This window comes from Bradyrhizobium sp. LeoA1Lang (assembly GCF_055413685.1).
This window is the reverse complement of the sequence record NZ_JBVAPG010000207.1, coordinates 1-12003: the sequence shown is the minus strand read 5'-3', so window position 1 is coordinate 12003 and position 12003 is coordinate 1. Positions and strand designations below refer to the sequence as shown.

Annotated in this window: 10 protein-coding genes; 9 read left to right on the top strand and 1 reads right to left on the bottom strand. The window is 59.2% G+C overall.

The annotated features are described in order from the left end of the window. Window positions 1–187: 187 nt before the first annotated feature. Window positions 188–967, bottom strand: a complete 780-nt coding sequence (locus ACZYOF_RS38520) for an IclR family transcriptional regulator (RefSeq protein WP_463719013.1) — start codon at window positions 965–967, stop codon at window positions 188–190. A gap of 181 nt (window positions 968–1148) precedes the next feature. Between ACZYOF_RS38520 and ACZYOF_RS38515 the strand changes: the two genes are divergently transcribed. The 9 genes from ACZYOF_RS38515 to ACZYOF_RS38475 all read left to right on the top strand — a co-directional run bounded on the left by ACZYOF_RS38515 (window position 1149) and on the right by ACZYOF_RS38475 (window position 11405). Continuing rightward, window positions 1149–2300: an ABC transporter substrate-binding protein gene (locus tag ACZYOF_RS38515; RefSeq protein ID WP_282528268.1), complete on the top strand. Its 1152-nt coding sequence runs from the start codon at window positions 1149–1151 to the stop codon at window positions 2298–2300. A 66-nt stretch (window positions 2301–2366) separates the two neighbouring features. Beyond that, window positions 2367–3242, top strand: coding sequence for a branched-chain amino acid ABC transporter permease (locus ACZYOF_RS38510; protein WP_282528269.1), 876 nt, complete (start codon window positions 2367–2369; stop codon window positions 3240–3242). 4 nt (window positions 3243–3246) lie between these two features. Continuing rightward, window positions 3247–4227, top strand: coding sequence for a branched-chain amino acid ABC transporter permease (locus ACZYOF_RS38505; protein ID WP_282528270.1), 981 nt, complete (start codon window positions 3247–3249; stop codon window positions 4225–4227). Further along, on the top strand, window positions 4224–4961 hold the full coding sequence (locus ACZYOF_RS38500; RefSeq protein ID WP_282528271.1) for an ABC transporter ATP-binding protein: 738 nt from the start codon (window positions 4224–4226) through the stop codon (window positions 4959–4961). Before ACZYOF_RS38505 ends, ACZYOF_RS38500 begins: the two co-directional genes overlap by 4 nt. After that, window positions 4948–5655, top strand: coding sequence for an ABC transporter ATP-binding protein (locus ACZYOF_RS38495; protein ID WP_463719012.1), 708 nt, complete (start codon window positions 4948–4950; stop codon window positions 5653–5655). Before ACZYOF_RS38500 ends, ACZYOF_RS38495 begins: the two co-directional genes overlap by 14 nt. A gap of 21 nt (window positions 5656–5676) precedes the next feature. Further along, window positions 5677–6993 (top strand): aspartate aminotransferase family protein, encoded by a 1317-nt coding sequence (locus tag ACZYOF_RS38490; protein ID WP_463719011.1) that lies wholly within the window; start codon window positions 5677–5679, stop codon window positions 6991–6993. Window positions 6994–7077: 84 nt separating this feature from the next. Next, a complete protein-coding gene (locus ACZYOF_RS38485; protein ID WP_463719010.1) occupies window positions 7078–8736 on the top strand; it encodes a hydantoinase B/oxoprolinase family protein in 1659 nt (552 codons plus the stop codon). A 14-nt stretch (window positions 8737–8750) separates the two neighbouring features. Continuing rightward, a complete protein-coding gene (locus ACZYOF_RS38480) occupies window positions 8751–10793 on the top strand; it encodes a hydantoinase/oxoprolinase family protein (RefSeq protein WP_463719009.1) in 2043 nt (680 codons plus the stop codon). A 369-nt stretch (window positions 10794–11162) separates the two neighbouring features. Beyond that, window positions 11163–11405 carry a hypothetical protein gene (locus ACZYOF_RS38475; RefSeq protein ID WP_282528274.1) on the top strand — a complete coding sequence of 81 codons (243 nt, stop codon included), beginning with the start codon at window positions 11163–11165 and terminating at the stop codon, window positions 11403–11405. Window positions 11406–12003 lie beyond the last annotated feature (598 nt).

Genomic DNA, 12003 nt, shown 5'->3' with positions numbered 1-12003 from the left:
CGAGCAGTGCAGGGAACAACGTGCTCTGTCCGCGATCAACCCCCTCTACGAATCCCGCCATCGCTCGTCCCCCGCCGATTCACTGGAGAATAATAGCAGAGGCACAGTTTTCACACGGCCTGGGCCAACAGCCGACAGCTGGCTCTAGGCGCGCGCCTTGGCACTGACGCGAACCGATAGGGACGTCTCAACGTCGACTATTTACAGCCATTCCTCGGGATAGCGCCTTCGAGAGTGCGGCTGCAGTTTCCCGCAGAGCTCCAAGCCGGTCTTCCATCTGCTTGTTCATAATTCGCTCGAGCGGCCCAGTCATGCCTACTGATTGAAGAACTGCGCCATCCGAAAGCATGACGGGGACAGCAAGCGCCGCAAGTCCTTCGTCGATTTCCCCAATACAGGTGGCGTAGCCCATTCTTCTGACTTTTGCGAACTCCTGATCAATCCACTTTCGGCTGGTGTGTGAATTGACGGTCGGCTTAGGAAGCTCATTTGAGAGAGCTTCAGCGATCAGCTCTTTGCTCTGAAATGCCATGATGGCCTTGCCAGTCGCTGCGGCATTCACGGGCATCTCGATTCCCGGCTGAACATATCCGCGCCACCTCACATCGGGCGAATATGAAACAGCTACCAGTACGCGCGACCCAACGAGGCGTGCGAGATAGCAAGTCTCGGTGGACGCCTCCGTCAAAGCATGAATATGGGGACCGGCGAGCGACGCGTACCAGCCATTGTCCGCGCTCGCATGAAGTAAGCGCGTTAGCCTATCGCCCACGGAATAGGTGCGTCCTGCTTCCGCTTCGACTGCTAGTCCTGATCGAACCAGCCCCTTCAGCAGTCGATGCGCGGTTGTCTTGGGGAGTTCGAGAATCGATGAGACGTCGGCGAGCGTGATCGTGCCAGGGAAGGCGGCAATCACTTCGAGCACGTCGATGTATCGAGCCAGCGGGCCGGGCGAATTGTCATCCATCTGGATGTGATCCGATCAATTTTTGTGCGGCGCAAGCAAAAATGAACGGCTTGACACCTGACGAGGAGGCCGTCTACCGTTTCGTTATTCGGGATAATGTTCCAGAAAACGGAACGTCTGTCAAGCCCCGTGCGACTCCATTGGGCGTGATGGACAAGGTTATTTCATTCCAGGAGGCGACATGAAGATCACGCGGAAGGCCTTTCTCAGCTCGACGATCGGAGCAGCGATGCTGTCGTTCGTCGGTGCGGCTCAAGCTCAGCAGGGTGGGCCCATCCTGATCGGCGCTACCGTCCCGATGACGGGGCCGCTGTCGCTGACGGGCAAGCAGTACCAAAACTCCCTTTCGATGGCCGAAGAGGACATCAATAAAGCGGGGGGTATAAACGGTCGTCAGATCAAGATCGTGTTCGAGGACACGCAGGCGTCCAACGGAACCGCGGTCAACGCATTCGTAAAGCTGGCCCAGGAGACCAAGCCCGCGTTCTTTTTTCTGTCGAGCTACTCCACGCAAAATCTCGCAACCGCGCCCGAGCTAAGCAAAGTTCAAGTGCCAGCGATGTATGCGGGCGGTGCCGACGTCGTGGCCGAAAACGGAAATGAATGGATGTTTCGCATCCGTCCCGCTGACAGCGTTTCGGCCGAAGGAATGGTGAAGGCTGCTGTCGACGTCATCAAGGTGAAGAAGCCCGGAATTCTCTATATCCAGAACGACTTCGGCCAGGGCGGTGCGCAGACGGCCGCCAAGCGCTTCGAGGCCGCAGGCATCCCGGTCGCCGGCATGGAAGCCTATGGTCAGAACGACAAGGACTTCTCCGCGCAGCTCCTTAGTCTCCGCAACAAGGGCGCGGATGCCATTCTGATCTTCAACTATCCGCAAGATGGCGCGCTGGTGCTCCGCCAGGCCAAGCAGCTCGGCTTCAAGATGCCGCTCGTTACGTCCTCTGCTGCACTGGTACCCGCCGCGACGCAGCTTCTTTCACCAGCAGACCTCGAGGGTGTCTGGGGGGTGGTCGATGCTTTCATGGACGTCAGTGTCGGTGGTCGGATGAAGGACTACGTGGAGCGCTTCAAGTCGAAGTTCGGAGTTGATCCAGATCCCTACGGGCTTGCGTACTATGACGGAGCGATGCTGATGGCCGACGGTATGCGTAAGGTCGGAACCGATCCGAAAGCGCTGCGCGAATGGTTGTCCTCGGTCAAGGGATGGCAGGGCATTGGGCACGTCTACTCGTACGATAGCAAAGGCAACGGCGTTCGCGATCTTGCTGTTGTGAAAGCGAAGCCTGGCACAAAGACCCTAGAACTCGTGCAGCCGGTCACGCTCAACTAGTCATTTACAACGAAATGGTCTGCGGTTCGGCAAGCCGGCCGCAGGCCTAGACCGTGTAGGTACGTCATGGCGGACTTCGTTCAGCTTCTAATCAACGGACTGGCGATCGGCAGCGTGTACGCGCTCGCTGCGATCGGCTTCGTGATCGTTTACTCTGCTACTGGAGTGGTGAATTTCGCGGCCGGTCAATTCGTAATGTTCGGAACGTTCGCCGGCGTTGCGACGCTCATCAACGCTCAACTTCCCTGGCCATTTGCATATTGCGCGGCGCTCCTCATCATGGCGCTGTTCGGGGCCTTGTTCTTTATCTCGGTCTATCTGCCTCTACGACGTGGTTCGGTTGTGACGATCATCATCGGGACCGTTGCCGTTAGCATCACGATGCAGAACGCCGCGTTACTGTCGTTTGGGTCGTGGCCGTTCCGCCTGCCGTCTCCCGTCGAAGACAGCGCGGTCTCTCTCGGCGGCGCGATCATTTCCACGCACGCCCTTGGCGTGGTCGCTGTGACCGCAGTGATGGTCGCCGGATTATGGCTTCTCTTCAATCGCACTTCGGTTGGCGTGGGGATGCGAGCCGTCGCGCAGGATGTGCAGGCCGCCAAGTTGATGGGTCTCAAAGTCAACCGCCTACTTGCGTTATCGTGGATCCTCGCGGCGGTGCTCGCGGGCGTCGCGGGACTAATGCTCGGACCAATGTGGTTCGCGGACGTCAACATGGGTGATCCGATCGCATTGAAGGCCTTCGCTGCGACCATCATCGGTGGCTTTGGAAGTCTGCCGGGGGCCATCGTGGGCGGCCTGTTCGTTGGCTTGAGTGAAGTCCTCGGCGCATCCTACGTCTCGTCCGCGTACAAGGATCTAATCTCCTTCGGCATAATGATCATCTTTTTGCTGGTGCGTCCGCAGGGCGTCTTCGGCGAGAAGATCCAGGATCGAGGCTGATCGGATGGCGATGCGTATCCCCGTGCAGATCGCTGCGGCGGTCATTGTGATCGGCGGGCTTTCCGGTATCGTCCTTCCGGAATACCATCTTCGCCTGCTGAATTTGTCACTGATCTCCGCGGTAGCGGTGATCGGGCTCAACTTTGCCTTTGGCTATGCCGGTTTGATCTCGCTCGGTCATGCTGCCTTCGTCGGCATGGGCGGCTACGGTTTGGCCATCCTGACCACCACTTGCGGATGGTCCCCGTGGCTCGCGGCCCCCGTCTCGATCGCGGCGACAGCAGTCTCTGCTGGTCTGATTGGCTACCCATTGCTTCGATTGCGCGGTCACTATCTCGCGCTGGCGACGCTCGGCCTCAACGTCTCGTTCTACATCGTGACATCGAATTGGATAGCGCTCACAGGCGGCACCAATGGTATCGCGCGGATCCCGGAATTAAGGCTAGGGTCGCTCAGTTTCTCAAGCGAACATCAATTCTTGTGGCTTGCGCTGACAGTCCTCGCGCTAATCGCTGCCGCAGCGGCCGTACTGCACAGGTCCCGCCGCGGTCGCGAGATGATGGCAGTGCGCGACGACGAGATCGCGTCCGAGATGACTGGCATCGATACAACGCGCGCCAAGATTACCGCATTCGTACTTTCTGCCATCTGCGCCGCCGTTGCCGGATGTCTGTTTGCCCTCCACGTGCGCTTCGTCGCGCCTGAGGATTTCACTTACGCGCATTCGATCACATACCTAGCCATGCTGATCGTCGGCGGGGAAGGCACCATCGTAGGTGCTATCCTCGGGGCGGTACTGCTGACGTTTCTGCCAGAATGGTTGCGCTTTCTCGGCACCGCTTACCTGTTCTTCTTCGGTCTGCTTGTGCTTTGCATCCTGGTGTTTCTTCCTACGGGGCTCGTTGGCCTCGGGCAGCGCCTGAGCCGTCGTTCAGCGAGAAGTCCAATCCTTGCGTCTGTTCGTACTCCGGAGGCGACGTCATGAATGTCTTGGAAGCACGAAGCATTCACAAGCGCTATGGCGGCCTCGCTGCGCTGACGGACGTGGATCTGACCGTCGAAAAGGGCCAGTTCGTCGCGGTCATCGGGCCTAACGGCGCCGGAAAGTCCACGCTGTTGAACGTCCTGACAGGCTTGGCGATGCCAGATGAGGGGCAGGTGCTTCTCGATGGTCAGGCGGTCACGCGCATGGCCACTAACAAACGTATTCGTTCCGGCCTCGGCCGTACGTTTCAGCACGGGCGCGTGTTCGCGCGCCTTAGCGTACTTGAAAACGTGATGACCGGTGCAGCGATCCGTAGCGACCTTAGCGAGTCCGGCCTGCGCGAAGTCTCGATGGGAATCATCGAGCAAATGGGGTTGGCAAACGAGGCACACGAGGCCATCGGATCGCTCTCGTACGGCCGGCGCCGAATGGTCGAACTCTCACGTGCGCTGGCCTGCCGGCCGCACGTTCTCTTGCTGGACGAGCCAGCGGCCGGCCTGAATTCCGGCGAGGTCGATCAACTAATTGACCGCCTCACAGAGTTGCGCGCGGCGCACGGCCTCGCCGTGGTGTTGATAGAACACAACATGGGGATGGTCATGCGGCTCGCTGAGCGCATCTTTGTTCTTAATTTTGGCTGCAAGATCGCCGAGGGAACTCCAGCGGAGATTCAGGCAAACCCGGCCGTACTGTCTGCCTATCTGGGCGAAGGATATGTCCATGCTGTCGTGTAACGATCTCGTGGTCGCGCACGGCGATATCATAGCGCTGCAGGGCGTGACCCTCCAGGTCGAAGCTGGCGAAACGGTCGCACTTATCGGTGCCAATGGCGCCGGCAAGACGACCTTGTTGCATGCGATCTCCGGACTCAACAGGGTCTCGTCGGGAGACATAAGATTCGAAGCGCGCTCGATCGCTGGTTGGTCCACCGACGAACGCGTTTCGGCTGGAATTGCGCAGGCGCCCGAGGGCCGACGAATATTTCCTGGACTGTCGGTCGAGGAGAACCTGACCCTTGCGACCGTCAGTTGGCGCCGCTGGCGGCAGTCGATCGCGGCCGATCTCGATCGCGTCTTTGGATTATTTCCGCGCCTTAAGGAACGCCGACGACAACTTGGATGGTCATTATCGGGCGGAGAGCAGCAAATGCTCGCGATCGGTCGCGCCTTGATGGCTCGTCCCAAATTGTTGCTGCTCGACGAACCATCGCTCGGCTTGGCGCCGCGGCTCGCCGAAGAGGTTTACGAACAAGTCAGCCGCATCGGCGAGACCGGTCTGACCATCCTGGTTGTGGAGCAGAACACAGTGCTCGCGCTCTCGGTCGCCGATCGCGCCTATGTGCTGGAGACAGGGCGCATTGTGCTCGAAGGGCCAGCAGAAGAACTCAAGCAAAATGCGCGTGTGCGCGAAGCTTATCTGGGCCGTTGAAGCCAGAATCAAGGAGACAACATGTATCCCGCCAATCATTCCCAATCGCGAGATCTCTATCAGCGAGCGCTGAAAAGCCTGCCGGGTGGCAATACGCGTACCACTGTCTATATGAAGCCGTTTCCGATCTACGCTGCTTCGGGCGCTGGTTGCCGCGTCTGGGATATCGATGGCAACGAATATATCGACTGTATCAACAACTTCACGTCTCTGATCCATGGTCACGCTCATCCCGCTCTTATCGAGGCAGCGACCAAACAGCTCGCGCTAGGCTCGGCCTTCGGCATGCCGACTGAGTCCGAAGTCGATCTCGCCGAATTGCTGGCAGCAAGGCTGCCATCGGTCGATCACGTCCGCTTCTGCAACTCTGGCACCGAGGCGGTGATGATGGCGCTAAAGGCCGCGCGCGCCTACACGGGCCGGCCGAAGATCGCGAAGTGCGAGGGCGCTTATCATGGCTCTTATGACTATGCTGAAGTCAGCCTCGACCCGACGCCCGCGGCCTGGGGTGGCAACGCGCCCGTATCAGTAGCCTATGCCAAGGGCACGCCCGAGAACGTGCTCACGGACGTCGTGACAATTCCGTTCAACGATGTCGAAGCTGCTGTGAGCCTGATCCGTGAACATGGCCCCGAGCTCGCTTGTGTGCTCGTCGATCCGATGCCGAACCGCGCAGGTTTGGTTCCGGCGGATAAGGCCTACGTGGAAGCGCTCCGCCAGGTAACGCGGGAAGTCGGTGCGCTGCTCATATTCGACGAGGTCATCTCATTCCGTCTCGGCTATGAGGGTGCACAAGGGCTTTGGAGTATCGAGCCGGACCTGACTACTCTCGGCAAGATCATCGGCGGCGGGTTCCCGGTCGGCGCAATCGCCGGCGGTAAAGAGTTCATGTCGGTCTTCGATCCATCTTCCGGCAAGCCGGCGCTCCCGCACGGCGGCACCTTTTCGGCTAATCCCGTAACTATGCGCGCCGGTCTTGCCGCTATGAAGCTGCTCGATGCAGCAGCGTATTCACGACTCGATAAGATCGGCACGACGGTTCGCGAGGGTATCAACGCGGCTTTCCGGAAGATGGGCGTCGCCGGCACCGCAGTTGGATTGGGCTCGCTTCTTAAGATCCACTTCACTAATCGCAACGTCCGCGACTATCGATCGGCTTACTTGAACGAGACGGAAGCGAAGCGCCAGGCCGTGTTCAACGCCGGGCTGCTCAATCGCGGGATATTCGTCGCAAGCTACGGCCTGATGGCGCTGTCGTTGCCGATGACAGATGCTGACGTCGATACGATCGTGAAGGCGGCTGCGGAGTCACTGGGGGAGGTCGCCGCGTTCGGCTGATCAAGCCCTTTGTACCGTGAAATGCTCCGACCGGCGTTCAGTTGACGCCGGATAGAGACCCTCTTTCCTACTAGCAGGCCCGCGATGACCTCGAAGATTGATCCTATCACCCGTTCCGTTGTCCAGCATCGTCTGAGTTCGATCGTGAACGAAATGGGCGAGGCGATGCTGCGTACATCTTACTCCCAAATCCTGAATTCCAGCCGCGACTTCTCGCTGGGGATCTGCGACGTAAATGGGCGGTTGATTGCGCAGGCGGATCATATTCCGGTCCATGTCGGCGCGCTGTCCTGGGCAACGCTTGCGATCGAGGAGCGCTTCAAGGACATCAAGCCCGGGGACGTTCTGCTGCTCAACGATCCCTATCATGGTGGCAGCCATTTGCCGGATCTAACCGCGTTCGTGCCAGTCTTCGATGGAGAGCGAAGGCTGTACTGGACCATCGTGCGTGCACACCAAAGCGATATCGGCGGAGCTACCCACGGTGCCTACAATCCGGGCGCGACCGACATTTGGCAGGAAGGATTGCGCGTACCGCCGATCCGTCTCTATGAAGGCGGCAAACTTCGCGACGATTTGCTCGACATGCTGGCACTTAACGTGCGCAATCCGCGCGATTTCCGCGGCGATCTCGCGGCCATGGTTGGGGCGGCGCACCTTGGCGAACGCCGGGTGAGACGACTGTTCGACGAGTTTGGTGGAGAGGTCGTCGAAGCGGCCGTCGAAACAATTCTCGACGCGGCTGAACAACAGACGCGGGCAGTCCTGTCGACGTGGCAGGACGGTACGTTCTACGGAGAAGCGTATCTTGACGATGACGGTCATGGCCGAAGCGACATTAAAATCGCCGCGAAGGTGACTAAGAAGGGGTCCGATATCGAGGTCGATCTTTCGGGGTCGGATCCGCAGTCGACGAGTTTCGTCAATTCGTCGCACGCCAATATGCAGGCTGCGGTCGTTATGGCGTTTGCCTATCTGATCGACGCAGATATTCCCAAGAATGCCGGCGCCCTTCGGCCGCTGAAGGTCGTTGCAAAACAAGGTACGATCGTATGGGCTGATCCTGGTCGTCCGGTTACGATGTGCACCAGCCATCCGTCGAATGAAATCGTGGAAGCCATCGTCAAAGCGCTTTCCCAATCGTGTCCCGATCGCGCGATGGCCGGGTGGAGCCGCAGGTTCCGCATCGCCATCCAAGGTGAGAATGCGCGCACAGGACGCAATTTCATCTGGCATCTGTTTCAGGCGAGACCCGGCGGAGGCGCGTCGTCGGCGGGCGATGGTTGGTCATCGATCGGCGAGTGGCATACGGTCGGGGGCATCAAATTCGGCAGCATCGAGGTCGACGAAGCCCGGTTTCCGCTCCATTTCCGACATCACGAATTTCGCCCGGACTCCGGCGGAGACGGCAAGTTTCGTGGTGGCCTCGGCGTATCGTTGGATCTCGTCGTGGAAACGGCGAAACCTGCGCGAGCGAACACGGCAGGCGAGGGTACGAAGCATGGAGCATGCGGGATGCTCGGCGGCAGCGACGGGCTTCCGCATCAGTACACCCTCGTGTCGAAAGGCCGCGCGCCGCGCGTGCTGCGGACCAAGGAGGTCGGCATCGAAGTCCTTCCCGGCGACTGCTTCGAGGTTCGCTCCTCCGGTGGCGGAGGGTGGGGCCCACCTGGGCAACGGTCGGCTGAAGCGCGCGAAGCCGACTTGGCGCAGGGCGTTACGACAAAAATTACAACGATTTAGCGGGTATCCTGAAGATGTTTACGATCGGAATCGATGTTGGTGGTACGTACACTGACCTCGTTGCAATTGATCGCGACGGCAACACCGTGTTCGCGAAATCGCCGTCAACGCCTGCAGACCAGTCTATCGGTGTCATGAATGGACTTGAGGAACTCGCAAGTCGACTAAAGATGCCGCGAGCGGAGATGCTCGCCAAAACGAACCGCCTGGTGCACGGGACAACGGTCGCGACGAACGCATTGCTCGAACGGAAGGGGGCAAAGGTGGCGCTTCTCACTACGGAAGGCCATCGAGACGTTATCGAGATGCGAGAGGGCCTTAAGGGAGATCGCTATAATCTCCGCATCGCACCCCCTTCGCCCCTGGTACCGCGTGAGCTGCGGTTCGGTGTGCGTGAACGCGTTAGACCGGACGGCGAAGTGTCGATCCCACTCGATCAAGACTCGCTCGGCGAGGCGATCTCGGCAATCCGCACCGCCGGAGTAAGCTCGGTGGCTGTATGCTTCTTGCATGCCTACCGCAATCCTGCGCACGAAATTTCGACCGTCGAACGACTGAAGCGCGAACTGCCGGAAGTCAACGTCTCTCGCTCGAGCGATGTGTTGCCGCAGATCAAGGAGTACGAGCGCGTCTCGACAACGATCGTGAACGCTTACGTCGGGCCGGCGGTACGACGCTATCTCACCAATCTGGAAGCCCGGCTAAAAGACGCGGGCCTGGCCAGTAGCCTTTTTATCATTCTTTCGCACGGCGGGATGGCTCCGCTCGAGGAAGCCGCGCGGCTGGCCGCCGGTACTGTTCTGTCCGGCCCGGCGGGCGGCATCTCGGGATGCCGACGCTGCGCGGAACTGCTCGGAATTCCCGATCTCGTGCCATTCGACATGGGGGGAACCAGTACGGACATCTCGCTGATTACGGACGGGCGCGCGTCGCTGTCGGCTGAGGGAGGGCTTGCCGACCAACGCATTGCGCTACGGAGCCTCGACATTGCGAGCATCGCCGCCGGTGGAGGCTCGATTGCCACCCTGGACGTGGGTGGTACGGTCCGCGTCGGGCCAGAGAGCGCAGGGTCCGTGCCAGGGCCGGCTTGCTACGGCAACGGCGGCGTCGAACCGACTGTTACTGATGCCAATGTCGTTCTCGGCTATCTCGACGCATCTGCGTTCATGGGTGGAAAGCGGCCGCTCGATCGCGCAGCCGCCGAAGCGGCAGTCGACCGTCTCGCGAAAGCTCTCGAGCTATCTCGGGACGATGCAGCGGCTGGAATCTATCGAATGGTCAATCTGCGTATGGCGGACGGTATCCGTCTGATGACTCTGCGACGCGGCGTCGATCCACGGCGTTTCGCGCTGCTGAGCTTTGGCGGCGCTGCGGGCCTGCATGCGGCAGAAGTTGCGCGCGAACTTGAGATCAAGCGTATCATCGTGCCGACGGCGGCTTCGGTACTGTCTGCCTGGGGCATGTTGACCAGCGATCTGAGGTACGAGGTGAGCAGGACGCATTACAGCGCTGGCCAACGGATTACGCCCGAGGAGGTCAGGGCCATCTTCGCCTACCTGGAAACAGAAGCCACGAGCCGTCTGAAGTCATGGTTTGGGGGTGATGTGGCAATCGAACGCTCCGCCGAGATGCGCTATGGCGAGCAGATATTCCAGATTGATGTCCCCCTAAACGGTCTTGATTGGACGTCGGAGAACATCGTCGATCGGATAGAGGAGCGATTCCATCGTCGCCACGAAGAGCTATACACATACTCGTCGCCGGATCAGGAAGCGGTGTTCGTCAATGCGCGGGTCGCTGCCGTAGGCGCTGTCCCGAGCGTCGGACAGGTCGCGCGCGGGCAGAAGACTTTGGCGCCCTGCAGACCAAAAGGAAGTCGAAAGGCATTTTTCGGCGAGTGGCGAGAGGTTGAAGTATTCGATGCGGATCAGCTTCGACCGGGCAACAAAATCGACGGCCCAGCAATAGTGGAGGCTGAGACGACGACCGTCGTCGTTGGCGAGGGCGATCAAATCGAGGTCAACGATCTGGGATGGCTCGACATTAGGCTCAGGTGATTGAATGACGAGTCTGCTCAGCGTTCGAGTCCGCTACTTCCGCTCTCGGTCAAAAATCCGACACGGCGGAAAGGCAGCTTATGGCGCAAAGTGGACTATCGTTGATTGACCTTGACCTTGATCTTGTTGCCGGTTGCTAGCTCAAGCTTTACCATGATGGACTGGACTGATCCACGCTAGCTCACGTTGGCTGGCACTTGATGGAATTGACCAGGCGGCCGAGCGAACCGAGCGAGCGTCACTGAGTTCGCGTGCTCACTTTTCGAAATCCAAAACTGAGGTGTGGTCGCTTGCGAACTCAGGTGTTGCCAATCGGACAGTCCAGTTGTGCTTTAGTTTCGCGTCCGAGGCGCAACACCGTGTCCAGTCTTGGCCGACCGCCGGTCCCGCTACTCGCCAAAAATAAAGCACCTTCTCCAACACGTCTGCGTGCTGGGAGGCAGCTTTTCAAACGATCTCAAGAGCAAGATCGGCCGCGATACTGATCACGCCGCCAACGGGCGATTCTCTCGAAAAGGCGGCGGCAAAGCCGCTCTTTGGGCGGCCTTTCTCAAAGATACTTATGGGCTTGAAGCGCACCTTATGCTTTGGAATATCTTGGCAACCCATTGATATCGCGACAAAAGAGACCGCCTTCGAGCGCACCAAGGGCGTAAGCAATTGACACGAAAGGCGTTTTTGCTATTCGTCTACTCCCACATTGTTGCTCGCAGCGGATGTTACTACCCGCAAGTGTTCAGGGTTTCATTTCACGCGCTTCCAGCTGGCTTCTTATGAGTGGAAACGCCTCGAGCAGGGTTCTCGGCGACGAACTGGCTGATAGCATCGAACGCCTGCAGGCGGTTCTTCTCCAGTAGCTCCATGTGCGTGCCTTCGCCGATTTCCACCCATCGCCGGTAGGGCGCCCACTTGAGAGAGCGGAAGCACTCTTGCGTCGACGCGATGGGCACGTCCCGGTCCCATTCGGCGTGCACCAGAGCGTGACCACTTTTCTTCGAATCGTCATCCCGCTCTAGCTCTTTGTTTGAGCATGATCTCCGCGCAAACGCTTCGCGTTTGTCGCGAGGAGCGGCTTGCCAGAAGTGTCCGTCGTCAGATAATTTGAGACAGATCAAGCTTTTCGAGAAGGGAGGCTCTGGCTCATCAGGGGTTAGAGTTTAAGCGGCCTGCAGCTGATGCTGCAAGCGGCGGTTTGCGATAGTGACAAGCT